This is a genomic window from Ehrlichia canis str. Jake (assembly GCF_000012565.1).
Lineage (GTDB): Bacteria > Pseudomonadota > Alphaproteobacteria > Rickettsiales > Anaplasmataceae > Ehrlichia > Ehrlichia canis.
Genome location: NC_007354.1, coordinates 563,479 through 586,371, shown reverse-complemented (window position 1 = coordinate 586,371; position 22,893 = coordinate 563,479). Strand labels below are relative to the sequence as shown.

At 29.7% G+C, this 22,893-nt stretch carries 11 protein-coding genes and 1 tRNA gene; 7 read left to right on the top strand and 5 right to left on the bottom strand.

The genetic code is table 11. The features are described 5' to 3' along the window. Window positions 1-40: 40 nt before the first annotated feature. Together ECAJ_RS02030 and hpf are read right to left on the bottom strand one after the other, a co-directional pair. Window positions 41-12,778, bottom strand: coding sequence for a hypothetical protein (locus tag ECAJ_RS02030; protein WP_011304508.1), 12,738 nt, complete (start codon window positions 12,776-12,778; stop codon window positions 41-43). 221 nt (window positions 12,779-12,999) lie between these two features. After that, the gene (hpf, locus tag ECAJ_RS02025; protein WP_011304507.1) at window positions 13,000-13,593 is read right to left on the bottom strand and encodes a ribosome hibernation-promoting factor, HPF/YfiA family; all 594 of its coding nucleotides are present in this window, start codon (window positions 13,591-13,593) and stop codon (window positions 13,000-13,002) included. 100 nt (window positions 13,594-13,693) lie between these two features. Here hpf and ECAJ_RS02020 point away from each other — a divergent pair, with 100 nt between their 5' ends. Next, on the top strand, window positions 13,694-14,596 hold the full coding sequence (locus tag ECAJ_RS02020) for an RNA polymerase factor sigma-32 (protein WP_011304506.1): 903 nt from the start codon (window positions 13,694-13,696) through the stop codon (window positions 14,594-14,596). A gap of 440 nt (window positions 14,597-15,036) precedes the next feature. Here the strand turns inward: ECAJ_RS02020 and ykgO are convergent, their stop codons facing one another. After that, on the bottom strand, window positions 15,037-15,165 hold the full coding sequence (gene ykgO, locus ECAJ_RS02015) for a type B 50S ribosomal protein L36 (RefSeq protein ID WP_011304505.1): 129 nt from the start codon (window positions 15,163-15,165) through the stop codon (window positions 15,037-15,039). 41 nt (window positions 15,166-15,206) lie between these two features. Further along, window positions 15,207-15,297, bottom strand: a tRNA-Ser gene (locus ECAJ_RS02010). Window positions 15,298-15,696: 399 nt separating this feature from the next. Here ECAJ_RS02010 and ECAJ_RS02005 point away from each other — a divergent pair. The 6 genes from ECAJ_RS02005 (at window position 15,697) to terL (ending at window position 20,339) form a co-directional block, all read left to right on the top strand. Further along, entirely contained in the window at window positions 15,697-16,047 is a 351-nt protein-coding gene (locus ECAJ_RS02005; RefSeq protein ID WP_011304504.1) for an ECH_0659 family protein, read from the top strand. Window positions 16,048-16,095: 48 nt separating this feature from the next. Next, complete coding sequence (locus tag ECAJ_RS02000) at window positions 16,096-16,650, top strand: head-tail connector protein (RefSeq protein WP_011304503.1); 555 nt, start codon at window positions 16,096-16,098, stop codon at window positions 16,648-16,650. 378 nt (window positions 16,651-17,028) lie between these two features. Further along, on the top strand, window positions 17,029-17,418 hold the full coding sequence (locus ECAJ_RS01990) for a phage tail tube protein (protein ID WP_011304501.1): 390 nt from the start codon (window positions 17,029-17,031) through the stop codon (window positions 17,416-17,418). Between the two features lie 73 nt (window positions 17,419-17,491). Beyond that, window positions 17,492-18,040, top strand: a complete 549-nt coding sequence (locus ECAJ_RS01985) for a hypothetical protein (protein ID WP_011304500.1) — start codon at window positions 17,492-17,494, stop codon at window positions 18,038-18,040. Between the two features lie 141 nt (window positions 18,041-18,181). Beyond that, a complete protein-coding gene (locus tag ECAJ_RS01980; protein WP_011304499.1) occupies window positions 18,182-18,811 on the top strand; it encodes a hypothetical protein in 630 nt (209 codons plus the stop codon). A gap of 118 nt (window positions 18,812-18,929) precedes the next feature. Beyond that, window positions 18,930-20,339: a phage terminase large subunit gene (terL, locus tag ECAJ_RS01975; RefSeq protein WP_011304498.1), complete on the top strand. Its 1,410-nt coding sequence runs from the start codon at window positions 18,930-18,932 to the stop codon at window positions 20,337-20,339. 968 nt (window positions 20,340-21,307) lie between these two features. Here terL and ECAJ_RS01970 read toward each other — a convergent pair. Then, complete coding sequence (locus tag ECAJ_RS01970; protein WP_044261968.1) at window positions 21,308-22,579, bottom strand: adenosylmethionine--8-amino-7-oxononanoate transaminase; 1,272 nt, start codon at window positions 22,577-22,579, stop codon at window positions 21,308-21,310. Window positions 22,580-22,893: the final 314 nt, after the last annotated feature.

Here is a 22,893-nt window from a genome sequence, read left to right as displayed (position 1 = left end):
GAATTTTATCAATATAAAAATTATAATAATATTGTTATTTTTAAATAGAATTTCTCCTCTGTTTTTTATTAGTTCCACCAGTTCCAGGAGAAGGCAAAGGAGTAATAGAATCCAATGCACTACTACTTACATTAGCAATCATCCCACTAGCTACTATCTCAACACCTTCACATGACTTTGCTTTTTTCAAAGCAGATCTCTTAGATTTATCTTTATCAACTAAGCTTAAATCAGGTATAGATATTTCCGATTGAGCTTTAGAAATTTTACTAGATTTCAATCCAGATGGTTTTTGTACTTTTTTATCATAACCTACTACTCCTGTATTAATATCACTACTTCCTGCATTAACATTACCTGATGACGCAATATCTGATCCTCTAGAACCTGATTCTTTCTGTACACAAGACGCATCATCTACTAAAGATAAACTTTCTAAAGTCTCATTATTAACTCTTGATACATTCCAACCAACACGTGATAATCTAAAAATACTATCACCTAATTGATTAGAATGTATACCAGAAGATCTAGGTAAATCACCAACAGATAAAGACCTTTTTTTATCTTCCACAGTTCTTTCCTGAGAAGAAAGTTCTTCATGACTTTGAGAATGTTCTATAGTTGCTGGTACTAACCCTTGGAACAAAATCTTATTCCTCGAATCTATTTGAGCTCCCTCAAGCACACCTTCTTTACCTTGAACAATCATATTTTCCAAGAGTCCAGTCTTTCTCAAACCTTGAATAATATCCAATAATACTGGACTAACACTTTCATGTACATGGTCAACAACTTTTTCCTCATTCCTAGAATGTTGTACATCACTAGCACCACTAGATCCAGCTAGAGAGCTATCTAAAGAAAATCCGATTTCTGTTTTCTGGTCTTGCAACTGATCTGTTGTATGTTCTACATTTGTCTCACCAAAACCCTCCAGTGAAGATTCTACTTTTTCCACAGAAGCATCAGATCCTATTCCTTGTTGAGCTGCATCAAACATATCACTTCGATTTTCAGTAACAACATTTCCGCCTACACTAGTTTGATCTGATACTTCAGCACTAGTAACATTTTCACCAGAAACGCCAGCACCTGTTATATTTTGCACTACACCTAATTCTTCTTCACCAGATTCTGCCCTCTGAACACCTGAAGTTAGTAGATCTAGTCCTCTTTCACTTTTTGTTTCTTGATCCTGTGATTGACGCGTAATATCTTCAACATTCACTGTCTGAACAGTACTTGCTGCTGGTAAACTCACAGCACCCGCTGAAAGAGAAGTTGACGTAGTCTCAGTATTTGTACCCAAAAGTTCACCCAAGTTTGAAAGTAAACTCCTAAAAAAACCACCACTTCTTCTATTGACTCTTGATGCTCTGAGACCAGCACTAGCACCATGTAATTTACTTAACAACTGTATCTGAGATGTTAATAATTCTTCCAAGTCTTTATTATCACTTGTCAAATCACTAATATTTTTAATTGCACTTTGTACTACTTTAATATCATCTAGTAAACTATCATAATCTCTTAATACTGTTTTATAATCCCCATTAAGTAATTTTATTTTTTCTTGTATCAACTTTTTATCACTAGAACTTGCAGATTTCATATCAGATTGTAACGATTTTTCTTCTTTATCTATGGCATCTAATTCAACCATATACAGATTACGTATTGAACGACACATATCACACAATGTGTCTACTCTAGCCCTTAATAGCATTGCATCTCTAGAAGAATAAAACATTGGACCCTGATTAACAATATCCTGCGCAACATCTCTTAATGCTGCTCTATATTTTTGTGAAAAACTATTAATTTCATTTGGAGATGCTGATTCATGTGATTCAAAAATCCTGTTATATTCCTTCTGTAACTCTAATCTTGTATTATATCCATGCAATGCTGAATTATAAGCTTCACAACTTTTCTGATCAGGGTGTAAATCTATATAGTCCATATATAATTGATCTAACAAACTCTGTTCTAAAATAAATGCTCTTACATTTTGTTCATGACGTGGCAACAATCCACTTTGCTCAGTAGATAACCGTCCTAATCTTAAATCAACACCATCAACAGATGCATCACCAGGTACATCAGATCCTTGATCCACATGAGATGCTAATGGTTCTGATACTCCATCTGCACGAGTGTCAGAAGGTACAACTTGGTCAACAGCAGGTGCACTAGCTGATGCTTTTTTACTATCATCATCACCGTATTTACTATCACTATCACTATCACTAGATTGTATATCATCTTTACCTTGCACAACACGTTGTCCTGGTGTTGTAATACCATCTTGACTAACACCAGAACTTTCAAGTTTTTCATCAACTGTCTCAGGACTTGATGGTGTTATCGCAAAAGGTATAGATTGCTTAGCAGTAGATGCATCACCAGGCAACTCAGGTCCTTTAGTTATACTAGACTCTAATGTTTCCAATTTTTCACCTAGCTGAGGTTCAGGTTGAACATCAGCTACAGGTACAACTTGGTCAACAGCAGGTGCACTAGCTGATGCTTTTTTACTATCATCATCACCGTATTTACTATCACTATCACTATCACTAGATTGTATATCATCTTTACCTTGCACAACACGTTGTCCTGGTGTTGTAATACCATCTTGACTAACACCAGAACTTTCAAGTTTTTCATCAACTGTCTCAGGACTTGATGGTGTTATCGCAAAAGGTATAGATTGCTTAGCAGTAGATGCATCACCAGGCAACTCAGGTCCTTCAGCTATACTAGACTCTAATGTTTCCAATCCTTCACCTAGCTGAGGTTCAGGTTGAACATCAGCTACAGGTACAACTTGGTCAACAGCAGGTGCACTAACTGATGCTTTTTTACTATCATCATCACCGTATTTACTATCACTATCACTATCACTATCACTAGATTGTATATCATCTTTACCTTGCACAACACGTTGCTTTGGTGTTGTAGTATCTCTTTTAGCAATATCAGAACGAGGGTGCTCTACTTGAGATGTGCTCTGTTCAATACCAGTAACGCCATCAACAAATATACTAAACTTAGAAAACATCTGTATCAATTCACCATGAGCATTATTCACTTCTTGCGATAATGTACGTAATTGTTGATCATCAAATAAAGTTAGATATTTTTCAATTTCAGCATTACATGCTCTATGCACTAAATTTCTATGATCGCGTAAATCTTCTAATGCTGGTAAATTTATTAACAAATGAAGATCAACAGATAATTCTAATAATTCCTTTAAATCCTCTTGATATTTTTCAACTATCCTCTCTCGAAATTTTAAATCACCATCTCCTAAAATTTCCCTATAATGTCTTAATCTACTGCTAAATAATCCAAAAGTCTCAACAAAAGAAGCCCTTCTTGTTAATTTATCATCCAAATCAGCAATTTCACCAGATAATTCCCTGAATCTTTGTACTTTAGATAAAGAGTCATATTTCTCAAATTCATCTTCACATACTTTACAAACTAAATCCTTACATTCTGATGAGACTTCTGAAGCACATATATCAATACCTTGTTCCAATAATTTGTTTAAATCAGATTGATATTCTTTAATACATAATTCTAGCAAACTTTTATCAGCATTTTCATCATATAATTTCTTAAAAATTAATCTACAATGTCCTAATAATTCACAATAAGAACTAGCCATAGATTCTACAGCATGTGCAATACCTTCTCTATCGTCAGACTTTATGCAGGCATTAATTCTATTTCGTAATTTATCTATAGTACTTCTAGTACTTAAAATTTGATCTTTTAATTCTTGCGGTAACTCACTTATTGAATTTAATAATAATCTTAATTTTTTTACTTCCTGACTCTCACGTAACCTACCTACTGAAGACGTACTTTGCTCACCAAACATAACTGCTGATGTTGCTTCAGCATCGTCAGTACTTGCTTGTTGCCCCACTCTATCACTCGGACTAGTATGAGTACTTTGTGAAGCTGATAGATTACCATCCCCTTCTGTTTTACCGAATTGAGACTCAGATTTACTAACAGTACTACTACCATGACCATGTATATCATCTCTATCTAATAATCTTGATGGGTGATGCCTTGGAACTGATATAATATCTTTCTCTATTTGAGCATCCCTTTGAACCTGCTCAGCACGTCCATGATCAGGCCTATCATCTCTAGACTGTGATGATGATGCACGTTTTTGAGCTTTAGAAGGCGATTCTTTATCACGCCATCTACCATTCTTCAAAGCATCTTCTAACTTTATCCCACCAACATAAGTTATACAACGGTTGAAATTTATTCCTTCACCACGAGCACCATACTTCTCTATATCTTTATCAGATAGTGATATAGTACCGTCAGATCTTATAATAACATTAACTACTTGCTCCTTAGCTCCTTTTGGCACAACAGGAGTCCAATATAATTTAAGTTTTACAAGCCCTTCAGTAACAACATAATTTCTTTTTTTACCAACATTTTGTACATAACCCTTATTTGTATCAGAAAAATTAAATTTTACTGTCTTTAATTCATTTTCTTTACAAAAATCACCATTTAATAATTTACCTATCTGCAATCTAGCATTACACATATCAGCAGATAATACACCACCTATTACATCAGCATGTATATCTTCGTACTTCATGCCTTTTCCTAATTCTATATAAGGCTTTAACTCAGATATACATTTGGATTTAAGCCCTAAATGTTCTTCACTACCAGCTATTAAAGATTCTAAAATACTAACTTTTTGATTTGTAAATTTCTTAGCAAGTTCCTCTTTCTTATCAATAGATTCTGCAAGCATAATTGGAGAAATATTCATATTATTTTTTACATTAAGTAAAGCTCCACGAGACGCTAAGAATTTCACAAGTGAAATATGTTGCTCCTTGACAAGTTCAGGGTTAGACATCATAAAAATTAACAATGCATGTAAAGGTGTATTACCATTTTTATCTTTCCTATTAATATTAGTTCCAGTTGATAATACTGCTTTAACAATACCTTGTGACCCAGTAACAACAGCTTTACATAGGGATGAATTGCCATTTATATCTACGTTATTTATACCAATAACTGCATAATTAGTGCGCAGGTAATTATATAAATTATCATTAGCAGACTCAGCACAATTCACTAACATAGAATTAAAATCACAAGACTCTGCTATTTTCTTTTTTAATAATAACTCTTCTAGTTTTTTAAATAGAGCATCGGCACCAGGAATACGTGGTATAGCTTCAATGCAATTTTCAAATCTTGAGTTTCTATTATTAAATAATAAATCCTCTAGTAATGCTTTATCTTTGTCTTTTAAATTAGATATAATTGTCTCAAAAAGTTTTAATACTCTGTCATCACGAGCATTGATTTTTCCAGAAGCAATATCTTGACACAATCTCTGTAAAACATTATTTCCATCGGCATCTGTATTAGCTAAAGTCTTTCTAAGACATTCATCATTTAATATTTTATTCAATCTTGAATAATTTGCTTCAGCAACACCCTTATGTTTACCAGCTTCTTCAGATAAAATACGTCCACAGACTTCATAAAATACTTCACTGAATTTATTCTGCAAAACTATAGAAGTATCAACTAAACGACTAATATTATAAACAGAATCACGTGCAAAAAACTCATTTTGCGCAGTAGCAATATTCTTTACTGCTTGATCACTCATTCTAGAATGAGCTAACAATGAGATCATAAACTCATCAATACCACTACTTTCAAGATCAACTTGCGAACTACTTAACCCTTCTACTAAATCATTTAATCTATCAAGTACTGTATTACCATTACTATTTTTATGATTAATATCGAAACCATAATCCATGCATAATCTCAAAAACAGATTACGCATTCCTGCATCAAGCAACATTCTCGGATCGCGTTCAAAATATCCTACAAATTGATGTAATAGAGTATTTTTTTCATTATCAGTAATATTTGGATTTAATTTCTTGCCAGAATTCATACAAGCTTCTATTAAATCAATATTACCATTTAAAAAAGCACGTCCAGCAATAGATATATCATTCGATAAAGTCTTCAGTTGAAACACTGACGCACTAGGAGCACTATTAATTGCCCTAATACATCTAGAAGTATCTCCACTCTGAATAAGAGATTCTATTTCATTTTGGCTATCTAATATTGCTTTCTTACTGCTGCTAACAATAATTTCACTCTCCGGCAATAAATCATCTGATGGATCACCAAATGCATCCAATTGTCTTGAATCTCTAGAAGAAACAGGTCTTTCATGACCACTTACTACACCTGATTTATCATATACTGAATAATCTTCACCATCACTAAAAGGTCTTACAACTTGAGATGAAACTGATGGAACATCAATTCTTTCATCATCAGGTAGCGTAGGATCTGATGCAACACCACTCCGATGTACTGCTGACGGACTAGCCTGAGTAGGCACTCCTGTCATAGCTGTTTGAAAATCTAATGCAGCATTTTCTTCTTCATCAGGCAATTCAATTAATGGCTCTAATGCTGTACCACTCCGACGATGTACTGCTGATTGATCAGCTTGAGCAGATGTTCCTGCCATAGACCTCATACGTGATATTTCACTATCATCCTGATATGCTGCTGACGGACTAGCCTGAGTAGACACTCCTGTCATAGTTGCTTGAGAACCTAATGCAGTACTTTCTTCATCATGAGGAAATTGAATTAATGGCTCTGCAGCCTCACTCCGAGGTACTTCTGATTGACCAGTTTGAACAAATGCACTTGATGGAGATTCACGTCCTTCTGCTCGAGATTCACCAAATGATAAAGTAGTTTCAGCATAATTCTCAAGCTCAGCTTGATAATCTAACAAACGCGCTTTTTCAGCAGGATCACTAGTATTCTTTATTACATTCAATAAAATTTTACTTATTGTAGTGTTACCAACTTTTTTCTCAGAAATAAGTCTTTTTAATAACACATCAGTAAATTGTCTATTTCTACTCGCAAAAATAGCTCCTATAACCCGTGCTTCATGATTCTTTTGTGATAACTTTGCAATACTCTTATCCATCTTTTTAGATAATATAAGATCAAAGATTTCCTCACGTGCTCTAAAATCTGATACTCGACTACTAGCAGCATAATCTAATAAACTTCTTCCTTCCTTATCTGAAACTTCTGCTAATTTTTTATTTTCCTTTAATAAATTCTCAACTTCAAAAACACCTTTATCATCTTTCATTGCACTTTGAGCACAAAGATGCATTACATTAGCTCCCTTTGCTGTTTTTGATGCTATGTCTCCACATGGCTTAATCCTACGATAAAGGTCATAATCACCATGAAGTGCAGCATAGTGAAAAAAAGACAATCCATCTGATTCTCTAATATGATTAACAAGTGCACTAAGCTTTTTCTTATCACCTATTTCTAATGTATGTTTATAAACTTTTTCAACTATCTCACTTAAAAATCCAACATTTTCCTCATTAACCAAGTGAAACATATTATTTTTCTTAGGATGAGCAGAACGTATAAAGTTTTCTACATTAAATTGTTCAATTACATAACCATATAAATCTGGATATTTTGCACGAACTTCATTTGCATTATTTAGAACTACATTGAACAGATTATCATCTACTTTCCTAAGTTTTGCTTCACTTAAAAGCTGACTGTAATGATTTAATACAGCATCTTTAATACAATTTATTACTTCAACATTAGCTCCTTCTCTTACTGCAAAATCATATATTGTTTCAGAAGAACGAAATTCACATCCATAATTCTTTTTTAATCTTGCAGCAATCTCTTTATATGGTGATAATTTCACATCATATTGTTTCATCAACAAATTACTATCTTTTTCTATAAGTTGCTTTAATAACTCAACATGATTAGATAATATTGCACCATGAGGTAGTACACTACCATGTAGTATTTCTTCAGGATTATTTTTTAAATAATCACAACATACATCTAATAAACTATCGAAACAAACAGCTAATCCTAAATCAGAAAGTGCTTTTCCACTCTTTAATTTAAATACTTCTCTTCCGCTTCCAATTAAACCTTTCAACAAAATCGGATTATTTAATTCAATGACTTTATCAATACTAAAATTCTCTTCAAGCACTCTACTATATGATTCAGTATCAATATTAGTAAAAGCTTCAAATGCTGCAGGATGACCTATTACCTTATTAAAAATCTTATTTAATAAATTAGGATCAGTAGTTTCAGCAATTATAGCAGATAAAATTGTCTCTAATACTTTAGCTTGAACATCTAATTTGCCATCAATAATGCCTGTTAATTCATCTAATAACTCTTTCTCTGTATAATATTTAACTAAATTCTTTACAAAATTTTCATCATTCTGCTTACAAGCATAAGCGAATAAGCTATGTCCTGCTATCCTATGCTTTTTTAAATTAATAGAATATTTATCATAGTTAGATTCAGTAGCATAATATTTCAATCTAAATAACCTGTCCAGCAATATATCATCTTTACTGTCAATAATATCTTTAATAAAAATTTCATTAGTAATTAAATTTCTCACTTGCGTTTTAGCAATCTCAACTCTATCAATAAAATCCATACAAATTTTTTTGTATCCTTGCTGAAACGCCATAGCAAAAGGAGTAACACCTTTTTCATCAGGTTGAAGAAATGCACTGACCAATACATCTAATGGAAATCTACTATTACGCATAATATATGCAGCTGATTCAGGCTTCTGTGATAACATACAAGTATGAAAAACATTACGCTTACTATCACCATATGTTTCTTTTAACTCTTTAGGATCAATCTTTTTAATAAAATGGTGAATCATTTGCATGTTATTTTGAATAACAGCAGCTTGCAAAGGACTACATACAGTAGCCATCCTATTTCCATTTAATGGACTCTTAATACTAGAAAATGCATCCTTTGTTTTCCTTTCATTCTTTATATTATTATATCCATTCTCTAACTTATTCCACTGCTCAGGATTTCCAAACGCTGCCACCAAAGTAAATATACTATGCCCTACATATCTGTGACTCAGTTTTGCATAGTTACTTGGATTACTATTAAAAGGCTCAAGAACCTCTTTTTTAAACCTCTCAATATCACCACTTACTACTGCTGCCACATATTGCGATAAAATACCAAAGTCATTAACTGTAATCTCTACAGGAGCAACAGAACTAGTATCAACACCACGTCCACTAGTTGTATCAGCTGGTGTACTTCTTATCCTACTCCTAGCTCCATATACCTGCGCAGGATCATAACTAACTCTTCTATTTCTTTCTACTAATGCAGGATAAACTTGAGTACAGTACTCTAAAAGTTCAGTATTACCACATTCTACAGCATTATTGAATATATTGGATATTAACTCATCCCTTGTTGCACTATCAACAGCATCAAAAAAATCTTTGTTTTCTTTCAAAATATCTATAACATATAAAGAATTAACTTTTGAAAGATTATTAAAAGACATTTTAATGTTATCAATCATACTTGGATCTTGAGCATAATTTTGCCTAGCCTGAGCTATAAGCTTCCTATGCACAGAAATTATGTGCCTTACTAAATCTTGCATTAATAAATCTGATGCAATTTCTAATAAACTTTTTTCATTTTTTTCAGAATATATAAGAGTTGGATCACCATCAATTAAAGCTTTCAGTTTATCTACATGACCATCATTCATGCATTTAAAAGCAAAATCTACAATTTTATTTTTCAGTATAACAAGATTACCTTGTTGTTGTTCCGTAGACGAAGCACTCTGCATTATAAGTTTAGCTAACTCACTAAGCTGTTCACATGAAGATTCTTCAAGAACATTATCAAACAAGTTACCACTATTAGCTAATACATTGTGCAACTCTACTGAACCTGTCCTTGATACCAACATTGCAATAACAAGTTCAGGATACATAAAAGTTAAACCTTCCTGTTTTGCATAAGACAATATCATATCAAATGCACATTCTACATCAGTTAGTACACTCAATAAAAAACTACTATCTCTTACTCTAAGTATTCCATCTCCAAGACCTTTAACGTCAGGATTTTCTTCATCAACAACAGCTGAAAGTAAAGCAACATTACGAGACTCAACTGCATGTCTTACAGCACCAATATCAACACCTAATTGAGAACAAAGCGCATAATATTTACCGCAATCCTCTACATTAGAGAATTTCTTATATCCTTTAATTATTCTCGAAACTAGTTCTGGATCATTTGTTGAATAACTACCAAACATTTCTTTACAATGTAAAAGTATATGAAAATTCTGATCAGTTAAGTTTTCAAATAACGCATACTTCAGCTCTTGTATTTCTTTTTGTATATTACTTTCTTCTATTTTAGCTTCTAACGCACCTATAGCTGCTTTTATTTTGTCAATCCTTTTTCCTAAATTTTCTTCCGATTGTTTTAACTGCTCTATTTCTGAACTTAATCCTGATGGTAATTCTCCTGCAATACCAGATTCTTGCTTACCTCTTATTTCCTGTTGCAGTATTCCCCTATCACGTTCTACTTGCTTTAACCTGTCCTGTTGTTCTTCTAATTGCTTACTTAATGAATCCTTTGACTCAACACAGGATTCATCTGACAGCATTTTGTCTAATATCTGTAATTTTAATCTGGTCTTGTTTAGTAAATGAAGTCTATTACTTTGTATGTTTCCTAACTCTAAATCATTAACCAACATTTCAACAGCTGGTACTTTTACTCGATAATCTAATAATATATGACCTGTTATTCTCTTTTGTTTAAGTATATCTTTGATAATACTTTCTTCCAGTAGTGTTTGTAACTGTACCAACGCAATTTTATCTGCTACTAAGTCTCTTAATTCTCGTGTCAATGACACTCCTGAAAGTTTCGAGTACGCTATTTTTTCTTTTTCATCTAATTTTGCAGATTCTTTTTTTATATTTTCTATCTGACTTTTCATGCTCAACATAGAGCGTGTCAAACCTAGTGCTTCAGATACACATTCCAATTGTTCGTGCAACTGCCTTATTTCTTTACTAGTCTTATCCGTTTGCAGGGTACTCTGCAAATTATCCAACTTTTCTAATATTGCATTCCGTAATAACAACTGCCCTTTTAATACTTCTTCAAATTCTAAATCTGTTTGTTTTTCAGACAACAATAGATCTCTAGCAATTAATTCTTTACAATCTTTTTCTAAATTTTCTAATTTTTCATCAAATGATTGTGTTACTACTTCATTCGGTAATATCTCACGCATTTTTGATATTTGGTTCAAACATTTTTGTCTAATTTTTTGTGAAGCTGCAGATTTCTCTTTTACTTCTTGTATTACCTGTGGATTTATCTGCTCTTTCACAAAATCTAAACTGTTTAATACTGTTTCGTCAAATATCCTCTTATCTTCAGATCTTGCGATTAATTCTCTATACCAGTGTTCAGTCGAAGCTAAAATAACACGATCTAATGGTTCTTTTACTTCGCTGACTATTTTATTAAAATTCTGCCTTACAATATTTAATATATTATGCGATTCTACAATTAAATTTATATTCTTTTGTGCAATTTTTATAAGATTTGATTTATCAGTTAAATCTTGCATTTTTGCATGATAATCTTCAATTTCTGCCTCAAGATCATCACTACTTACACTACTTAATCCTTCTTCTTCAGCATTTATTATTAATTCATGCAATCTAAACTCTGCTTCTTCTATTTTATCCTTTAATTCAGCTTCGCGCTCTTTATTGTCTTCTAATTGTTTTAAGCATGCTTTTGACAATTGATCGTACATTTCATTACTAGCAGCGTACTCTTCTGATTCTAGTTTTGATATATCCTCCTGACGTTCCAACAATGTCTGTAGATATTCTGTAAGTTGATCTGACCTACATTCATTAATCAGATTCATTCTACTACGCACACCACCTGAATATTCCTGAGGAGTAGCTCCTAATAATGCATCGATTACAGCATCATTACCATGTTTCACTGCCAAATTAATTACACTATCACCATTCTTAGTACATGCTAATAGATCACTCTTACTTAATAATTTTCCAAAATCAATATCATCTTTTAAATCATTAACTAAACTAGATTTAACAAGCACATGCAATGGCGTTTCACCCAATTTATTGCTTTGCAATAACAAACGATCAAACCATGTTATTTTTGCTGACTTTTTATTACCATCTACATATAATGACTTTAATTTATTGACTATGAGATTTACGACTTCTCTCTGACCAGGCTCAGCAGTATAATTCCTAAAAAGAAAATGTAATATATTACTACCATCATTTGCTGTAGAATAAATACACCGATCTGTTTCTTTCTGATTAAGAACTATCTTACAACATTCAGGATCATTAGAAAGTATAGCATTAAATAAAACATTATGACCTTGTACATCAACAACATTCCAATCAACTTCTTGTGACAACTTTAATCGACGAATTAAACTGCCTTTTTGAAATTGATTTAAAAAAACATATCCAGCTTTTGCAGCTACAAGTAACGGAAAATCTTTGTTCGGATCTTGACTATTTATTATACCACTATTACAATGCTTCAGGATTAAGCTAAACATTTCAATGTATTTATGCTCATTCGTGTCACGATACTGCTTTATTATGTATTGCAATATACCACTTTGACCATCTATGCTACTATACAATGCACGGCCTTTACTAGCACTGCTTGACGAGTCAAGGAGTTTTTTGACCTTTAATAAATCTCCAGACTTAATGGCATCGTGTAATGAACTATGATTTTCCATGTTTTTTTCAACCTAAAATATTTCTAAAATCTATTAATCATACATTTAAAACTAAATAAATTATTATAGTATTAATGAAAAGATTAACTTTTTAAACAATTATACACTAATCTTACATTATTAGCAAATTTATTTAATAAATATAAAAATATATCTTACCATATTAACAAAAATATTAACTTCTTATGACTAATCATACACTACAAAATCATATAATAAAATTATTTAATAGCAGATATGTTAAGCGGATCCACCCACACTACATTACCACTACTATTAGTGTATATCATATTCACTCTATTATTTTTTACATTAATAAACAAAAGAGCTGGTAAAGATAACAATTCCATTTCCATAATTGCATCACCAATAGTCATAGTTTTCACCATAACATCTTCCTCTATAACTAATCCAGAACCATCACCATTATCAACATTATAACTTTCTACTCTATTACTATCAAATACATACCCAAAACATTTCATCTGTGCCTTTACAGAATTTTTATTATGACGATATTTATTAATCTTTTCAGTCTTATGCTTTTGTAATTTATCACGCAAGTAATCAATAGAATTATCTATTGCATGATACGCTGTATCTGATGTTTTAGAAATTCTAATAAATTCGCTTTTGATATCACTAATACTTATTGTAGAATTAAATAAATTTGCATCTTTAGATAAAGTTACTTTTACACTTACTGTTGAATCATCTGCAAAAAACTTTGTTATGTAATCCTGAACTGATCTTTCAACATAAGTCTTAATATTATCAGTAACATCAAAACCTCTAGCAGTAATAATTATATTCATCATCATACCTTAACAAATTATATTAACAACTAATATACTAAAACCCTAAAAATTTACTATACATCATTATATCACTTTGATATAATGTGGTGGTTGTAGTATGGTTTCATATATTAATATGTTAACAAATTCTATATTTTCTTTAACTCAAGACAACTTAATGTCTTACATGAATGAGGTACACACATTTCCAATCTTATCTCCTGAGGAAGAGGATAGGCTAGCAAAAAATTGGTATGAAAATGGTATTGTTGAAGATGCTCATAGGCTAGTCACTAGTCACTTAAGGTTAGTAGTAAAAATCGCATTAAGTTTCAAAAATTATGGGTTACCACTTATAGAGTTAATAATGGAAGGAAACATAGGGTTGATGCAAGCTGTAAAAAAATTTAATCCTACACTTGGTTTTAGGTTATCTACTTATGCAATATGGTGGATCAAAGCTTCCATTAAAGATTACATACTTAAATCGTGGTCATGTATTAAAATCGGCACAACACAAGCACAAAGGAAATTATTTTTCAGCCTCAGGAAAATTAAACAAAAACTTTTTAAATATAACAACATTACTCAAGACGATATAAAACTAATCGCAAATGAATGTTCTACATCTGAACAAGAAGTAGAACAAATGAATAGGTATTTTACTTACAGGGACAGGTCATTAAATGAAGTAGTATTTTCCAATGACAACCAAAAAGGAATAGAATTACAAGAGATTATTAAATGTGACACACCAAATCAAGAAGACACATATCTGTTAAATGAAGAAGCAAGCCTAAAAGAGACCCTTATAACACAGGCTTTATCAACATTAAATGAAAGGTATCGAGATATATTTATAAGAAGAAGATTGATCGAAAATCCTGACACTTTAGATACACTAAGCCAAGAATACAAGATATCAAAGGAGAGAGTAAGGCAAATAGAAATGCATGCTTTCACTAAAGTGAAAAATTTCATCATGCTTAAAAAGGAAGAACTTGGATTATTATTTATATAAGATAAAGTATTACATATAAATATTTAAAAATTCAAAAAGCATGTTATGTAGAAGATCATGAGATATTTCTCATGTTAAGTGCTAATGAGTAAAAAGACTATTATTTATTACAATAATATAGAAAATATTATTATGTACTTCACTATTTTAATTGTAAACTCCACTAGTAAAGAAAAAACTTTACTAACTATATATTAAAAAAGATAAGTTATTTACAAGTTACTTAGTAATACTCTATATATTTATGGATAAACATTAATATATATAATACACACATGAAAAGCAATTTCATCACATTGCACAACATAAGATTGCAACATATAAACTTTTTACATCACCAAATAAAAAGCTAGTACAAAGTTACTAGATATAAAAAAAATAAATATTATATATAACTAAAATAAAAAATAATTTTATAGAATATAATTAAAATATTTAAATTAGTATCCCTGTCTTGCCTTAAACCTTGGATTTTTTTTATTGATTACATAAATACGTCCTTTCCTGCGTACAATTCTACAATCTTTATCCCTTACCTTTGCAGATTTAAGTGATCCAATAACTTTCATCTTTCTCCTATATATCAATAATCAAATTACGCACTACACTCTGGCGGAGAGAGAGGGATTCGAACCCTCGATACGATTTAGTCGTATAACGGTTTAGCAAACCGTCGCCTTCAGCCTCTCGGCCACCTCTCCGGTCAACATTTTATGAAGTTATCTATAAAAATGCAGGACGTAACGTATTATAAAACTTGCCAAGCAAATTTCAATAAAATTCTAACAAGAAATTAATATTCTCAAATACATCTTATAAATAATTTTAACATTATCTAAATAAAAATCCTGATGATATTGCTTAAGAAAAGTATTACTCGTAAATTCTACACATGTATTATCAAATTTAAATACAGTACACTGGCTAATGTTCTCTAGTCTATCTTCCTTTTATCATGAAAACACGTCAATTTAACAGAATAAAGAAAAGTTAATAATACTATGCACTGGAGAATGTGTTAATGTTATACATAAAACAAACTGCTTCCTATATACTAAATCAAGAATATATAATACATCAAACATCAAGAGTAATATTATATGACAGAAAACTTTCACAATAAAGAAAAAGCATTTATTCAACAAAAAAAATTAGATGAATTCTCTTATACAATTGATGACATAATGACAAAATACCAAATAAAATTTGAAAATAAAATGGAAGATATCACATCTAACTTTTTAATGAACTTTCAACATTCTCTAGAACAAGAGTTAATATCATTAATAAAAAAAATATATTCTCACAATTCCCAAAAACTCAATAAATATCTTATTGAACAATTATTAAATCCTAGTAGTTTACAAAGTTTAAATCAACATGAAAAAGATATCATTGCTAAAATATTTAACAAAATTTCTTTCAGTATACTAGAAAACTTAGTTTTTTAATAAAACCTCAACAACAAAAAAAAGTGATCAATATAACAATGGAGTTATATGCTAGCAAGTTCTATGTTGTGTATTATACGCAAAACCGTACCAACATCTCTACCTATCACATTATCAGAAGTAAAATCTTTCTTACGTATTAATAACAATCAGGATGATACATTAATTAATAATCTTATCACTATGGCATCTGAATATGCACAATGGTATATAGAAAAATCGTTAATGAAACAAACATGGGAAATTTCCTGTAGTGGATATATACCTGGAAAAATACAACTTCTATTTAATCCAATAATAAAAGTTAATTATGTAAAAATAACACACACAAATGGAACAGAAGAATTGATAGATCAAAAATATTATTACGTTGATACAATACAATCATATATTTCATTTAATAAGCAAATCCATGGTAACAAGATAGAAATTGTATATGAAGCAGGTTATACAGACAATGCATCAATACCAGCACAAATTAAACACGGTATACTACACCATGTTGCCGTATCATATAAAAATAGAGAATCAGAAAATATTAACAATCTAACTTTCATAAAAAACATATATTCCCCTTTTCGTGAATTAAAGTTAGTTTTATGACAGAAATAACAATTCTCAACTCAATTATAAAATTACTGAAATCAAATAATAATCTTATGAGCATTGTAAATAATGTATACGATATTATACCTAATAAAGTATCGCTACCATATATACACATATATACAAGTAATTTAAAAACACTCAATGCATTTAATAATAATATGTCAAAAATACAATTATTATGTAAAATTTACTGTTATAACTCCGATACACTAAATAAAATACTAACTATAATTATTAACTTACTAGCACATTATAAATCTAATACAAATGATCTTAAGTATAAAATTATACCAGAATACACGTATAACATACATCAGAATAACGATATTATATATTCCTTATTAAATTTCACTATCTTAGCAGAAAAAACCCATGTCAATACAATTACAAATTAAGGATTATAATAATTCTTTTTTTTCCTTAAATAATATAAAAAGCTTACGAATTAGTCTACATAATAAAAACGAGTATATTAAAAATATTCACTTATCAGGATGGAAAAGTGCTTTAGAAAATTCAGGAAACAAATACATAATCTTTAAAATACAAGGTATTGTAGATTGCTCACCTGCAAATCAGCTTTTACAACAATTTTCTTTTAATAACGACATTATTGAACTAAAAATAATTATCAATGAAAAAGAAACAATATCAGCAAAATGCATTATTGAGCTTTACGAAAGATACTACGAATCAAGTAATTTTGACAATTTCAATACAGTTTTTATAAGCTCTGAAAAAGTGATTTTTAATAATTATTAATATAATTAATTTATATTTTAATATTATTAATATATATTAAATAATTACAGTGTTACAACAACAAATATACAAGATGATAGATAGTTGCAATAACTATCATAAACTTTGTAAAATAGATAAAGAAATAATTACCTTACTAAGGATAGCACAAGATGAATCTTTACTAAATGCCTTCTCTGAAGTTAAACACGAAGCATCAAAAGAAGAACAAAAGCTTGAAATTGAGGAAGAAAATAATGTATTAATATTAGAAAATGATGACAATAATAAAGATACAGAAGAGATAAAAAATCATATAAAGTTAAAACTTAATATTCTTATGTCAGTAATTGCACATAAGATGGATCCTGTACAACGAGCAGGAGAAACTGCTCAATCAAATACAAAAGATTCAAAAAAATTTGGTAGATCAGCAGCACAAGATCTCTCAGTTGTAACAACAGCACTATTTAAAATGATTTTAAATCAAATAAAACTTATATTAGAAGTAGCAATTACAAATGAGAAATCTGAAAATCAACAATTTGGTTTCCAAAAAGAGCTTCATATAGATCCAGAACAACAATCACATTTACCTAATTTAGTATCCCAAGAAGATAATCAGCAAAGCAGAAGTAGATAAAACGAATTAACATTATATAATTACTAATATAATTAAAATACTTAAAAATAGTATAAAAATAAAAGTATAGCATCTGAATTAATAAAAGGTTTATGTGAATATATTAATATTTATGATACATCTAATGTATCACTACAAAACATGCTTCTTCCGCATAAATTAAAAGTTAAAGCAATATACCATCATATTGATAGATCAGATAATATCAAAGAATTATTATATACATATAAAAAATTAATTAAAATAAAAAAATATTTATATAAAACAAAAAAAATATATAAAAAGATTAATATAATAAGCATTAAAAAAAAATTATGTAAAGAACATAAAAAAAATAATTTATCAATCTATATAAAAAAGGAAATAAAAAAAGAAATAAAAACTTTATTAATGTCAACTATAGCTCATGAAATGGATCCAATACAACGACCTGGACAAACTGTTGATTCAAACATAAGAGGAGCAAGAAAATTTGGTAGAAGTCATAAAGTTAAAAAAAAAACTAGAAATAAAAGTAAATCAAAAACTATATTTTTAAAATTACTTAATTTTCTATTTAACCTTATAGTACCAATGCCTTCATGTGTATTAAGTGCTGATCTCATTATAAAAAACTGTATAATAAAAAATTTACCATACATAATACACAAAAAAAATCATAAAAATTCGAAAGACAATAATAATAAACCAAACAAAACAACTATTGATAAACCACTCAAACACATATCAATAAGTCAACATACTGACAAGTATTATTCAATAGCATCTTGATTACACATAAAACAATATAAATTAAAATAATAAACTACAAGTAGCATTAATTAATACACAACATCTATATCTATAATAATGAAAATATATATCAAAATAACTATATTATTGCCAAAAAATGTCTTATAACTTCTTAGACTTTCTAAAATTATGCTTTAAAACAGTATCACCAAATAACAAAATAATCAATAACTGGCACATTAAAATCATAGCAGACAGATTAGAAGCCACACTTAATGGAAAAATTAATAGATTAATAATTAATATGCCTCCGAGATTTATCAAATCTATATGCGTTAGTATAGCATGGCCATCTTGGATACTTGGCTTAAATCCTCAAGCTAGAATTATAGTTGCAAGTTATTCTCAAGTACTTAGTGAAAAATTATCTTTAGATAACAGATATATATTACAATCTGAATGGTACAAAAAATTATTTCCACATGTGATATTATCAAAAGATCAAAATACTAAACAAAAATTTCAAACAATACAACGAGGTTACAGATTTGCAACATCAGTAGGAGGAAGTATTACAGGAGAAGGTGGAGACATTCTAATCATAGATGATCCAATGAACCCTATGCAAGCATTAAGCAAAACTTATAGACAACGTGTATGTCATTGGTTTGAACAATCATTTATGACTAGATTAAATGACAGAAAAAACAGCATTGTTATAATAGTGATGCACAGATTACATCATGATGATCTTACTGGATACTTATTATCAAAAAAACTCTGTAATAAATGGCACTTATTATCGTTACCATTGATAGCAGAACAAAATAATACTTTCTATTCTATTACTTCACCATGGAAATTTAAACATGGGAAAAAAACAAGAAACATTTTACATACAAGAAAAGAAGGAGATCCTTTATACAAAAAATATGGGAAAAAATACATTGAAGAATTAAAATCAGAACTTGGATCATACGCATTTGCAGCTCAATATCAACAAAATCCTATTCATTTATCAAATGGAATGATAAAATATGTATGGCTTCAAAGATATAGCTCATATAACTATGAAGATACTAATATAACTCAAAGTTGGGATACAGCATCTTCTTCAAATAAGACAAGCAATTATAGTGTATGCACAACATGGTCTTATAAAAACAATTGTTTTTTCTTATTAGAAGTATACAAAGCAAAACTAGAGTATAAATCATTAAAACAAGAAATAATCAATTTAGCAAACCACTGGAAACCAAATGCAATACTTATAGAAAAAAAAGCAAGCGGATTACAAATAGTTCAAGAATTAACCAACAATTGCACAATCCCAATAATAGGTATTGTTCCAACAACTGATAAAGTAACTAGATTTTATAATGTTATACCAATATTTGAATCAAGAAAAATATTTTTACCAAATGATGCACCATGGCTCAGTAATTTCGAACAAGAATTACTATCATTTCCAAACACACAAAATGATGATCAGATTGACAGTATAACACAATACTTACATTGGTTTCAGAATAATATCACAAATATTTTTAACATAAGAGAAATATAGTAACTCATATAGTAAAACACATGCATAATCTTGAACACTATCTTCAAATAACTTAATTAATAAGACTAATCAATGAACAATATACATGCTATAAGATATAAATACCTTGAAAGGAATAGAAGCAATGATATTTTTACTAAAATAACCTTAAAATTTTAAATACTCTCTTCTAAACGATCGAAATAATCACTCATAAGCAACATAGGTCTTATAATAAAAATATTTTAAACATAATCTCATCCTGCTTTACTATATAACAACTTAGCAACTTGAATGCTATCACACAAAATAGTTAAATCAATATAAAGTTAATTCATTAACTTTATCTGCTCTACAAAATATAAATACATTAAATGCAATAGAAACAATGACTATCTTTACAAAGTAATAACTTCACAATTTTGCACATCATCTTCTTAATATCTAAACAATAATTTATGGACAATACCAGACTTACAATACAAACATTTTCAACATTTGACTACATCAGAAGTTCAGCAAATTTGAATATTATTCTAAATAGTTAAATCAATACAAAAATGATGTACAAACAATATACTATCAATATATAAATATTCTAACTTGAATATAAGTTATTATTATTTTTATCTATGTAATAACTTAACAACTTTAAATAACCATTCTATAAAATAACTAAATAAATATAAAAACTAACTCATAACAATATTCTCCTACAAGATCCAAAACATTTGAATACAATAAAAGTTATTATTACTATTATCACACGATAAATTAGCACGTAATATTACTCAAAATGATACAAAACTACATTATATTGATAACAACAATATTTATTAATCATAATTTCACAAATACTTGAAAATACAAGAAAAGTAACGCAACTCCTACACATTGTACAATAACAAGAAGAATTACATTACACATAACTGCCAAGCATGTTCTAATATAATACAAGATAACATAATATTAGTATTTAAAATACTACTTTATATATTACTTTTAAGTATCTTATATATTGATGTTATTAACTGGGTAAGTTCATTAGAATTAATTATAAAAGGTGGCATAACATATATTACATTATTAAGAGGACGTATCCATATATTTAATTCAACTCCTTTATTTATAATATCATGTTTATCAATTAATCCATCCTTTAACTCTATTACTCCAGTTGCACCTTTTACTCTAATATCAGTCACACAATCTAACTGTTTAAATACTCCTAACTCTGACTTTAACTGATTTTCAATTAAACCAATATTTCTTATTAAATCTTGGCTCTCAAAAATATCAAGTGATGCATTTGCTGCAGCACAAGCCAATGCATTTGCCATAAAAGTTGGACCATGCATAAAAGCATCATCTATATTATCTGACAAAAATGCATCATATACTTCCTGTGTAGTTAAAGTTGCTGCTAATGTACAAAATCCACCTGTTAATGCTTTCCCAATAACTATAATATCTGGAACAATATTAGCTTGATTACATCCAAACATAGTACCAGTTCTACCAAAACCTGTAGCTACTTCATCCGCTATAAACAATATATTGTTAGCTTTTGCAATATCGTAAATTTTTTTTAATATATTTGCAGAATGAATCAACATACCACCTGCTGCTTGCAAGATCGGTTCCAAAATCACAGCAGCAACTTGATCTCTTATAGAATATATTGTGTTTGCAAAATTCTTTATCTCCTCTTCAGTACTTGGCAAAGGCAAAATAAATTGTGAAGGGTGGTATTTCTTGAACTTAGTACCATGAATTTTAGTAGGATCAGATATTGACATACACCCCATTGTATCACCATGATACCCATTAACAAAAGACACAAAATTATATTTATTCTTATTGCCTAAATTTTGATGATATTGCACTGCCATCTTCATAGCAACTTCAACAGCAGTTGACCCAGAATCAGAAAAGAAAACCTTTTTTTGTTCTGGAGAAATTTTCACAAGTCTAGATGCTAAAACATAGCTCTGCTCATGCGCTAATCCAGAAAACATTACATGAGATAATTTAGCAACTTGATCTTGAACTTTCTGAACAATATGTGGATGAGAGTACCCGTGGCAAACACTCCACCAACTAGAGATACCATCAAGTAACCTTTTACCATCTTCTAGTATTATATAACACCCACTAGCAGACTTAACACTCAATGGTAAAGGTGAATTCTTCATTTGCGTATAAGGCATCCAAATATTTTGATATCCCTTATTAAACCATGCACAAGTATTAATATACATATTATTTAATAGCATTTGTTAAAGAAGATGATAAAAATACGACAACACACATATAATCAACACAAGTAAAAATATGTATCTTAATATAAAACCAATTTTATACTTAAGAAAAAAAATCTAAAAATAATAAAATTATTGGATATGACACCCCAAGCCATATTTATAATAAAAAAATAAATATAGAAACACAACATAATACCATATCAATATCACTTACATATTATAAGCAACAATGCTTTGATTCAAAAGCTTAATACTAATTCTTATTATTTTGAACACATATGAACACTTACCTTAACACAAAAAGTTATAGA

Bases quoted from the DNA above. Each gene is read 5' to 3' on its own strand.
- ECAJ_RS02030 (WP_011304508.1), bottom strand. From the start codon at position 12,778: ATGGAAAATCATAGTTCATTACACGATGCCATTAAGTCTGGAGATTTA.
- hpf (WP_011304507.1), bottom strand. From the start codon at position 13,593: ATGAATATAATTATTACTGCTAGAGGTTTTGATGTTACTGATAATATT.
- ECAJ_RS02020 (WP_011304506.1), top strand. From the start codon at position 13,694: ATGGTTTCATATATTAATATGTTAACAAATTCTATATTTTCTTTAACT.
- ykgO (WP_011304505.1), bottom strand. From the start codon at position 15,165: ATGAAAGTTATTGGATCACTTAAATCTGCAAAGGTAAGGGATAAAGAT.
- ECAJ_RS02005 (WP_011304504.1), top strand. From the start codon at position 15,697: ATGACAGAAAACTTTCACAATAAAGAAAAAGCATTTATTCAACAAAAA.
- ECAJ_RS02000 (WP_011304503.1), top strand. From the start codon at position 16,096: ATGCTAGCAAGTTCTATGTTGTGTATTATACGCAAAACCGTACCAACA.
- ECAJ_RS01990 (WP_011304501.1), top strand. From the start codon at position 17,029: ATGTCAATACAATTACAAATTAAGGATTATAATAATTCTTTTTTTTCC.
- ECAJ_RS01985 (WP_011304500.1), top strand. From the start codon at position 17,492: ATGATAGATAGTTGCAATAACTATCATAAACTTTGTAAAATAGATAAA.
- ECAJ_RS01980 (WP_011304499.1), top strand. From the start codon at position 18,182: ATGCTTCTTCCGCATAAATTAAAAGTTAAAGCAATATACCATCATATT.
- terL (WP_011304498.1), top strand. From the start codon at position 18,930: ATGTCTTATAACTTCTTAGACTTTCTAAAATTATGCTTTAAAACAGTA.
- ECAJ_RS01970 (WP_044261968.1), bottom strand. From the start codon at position 22,579: ATGTATATTAATACTTGTGCATGGTTTAATAAGGGATATCAAAATATT.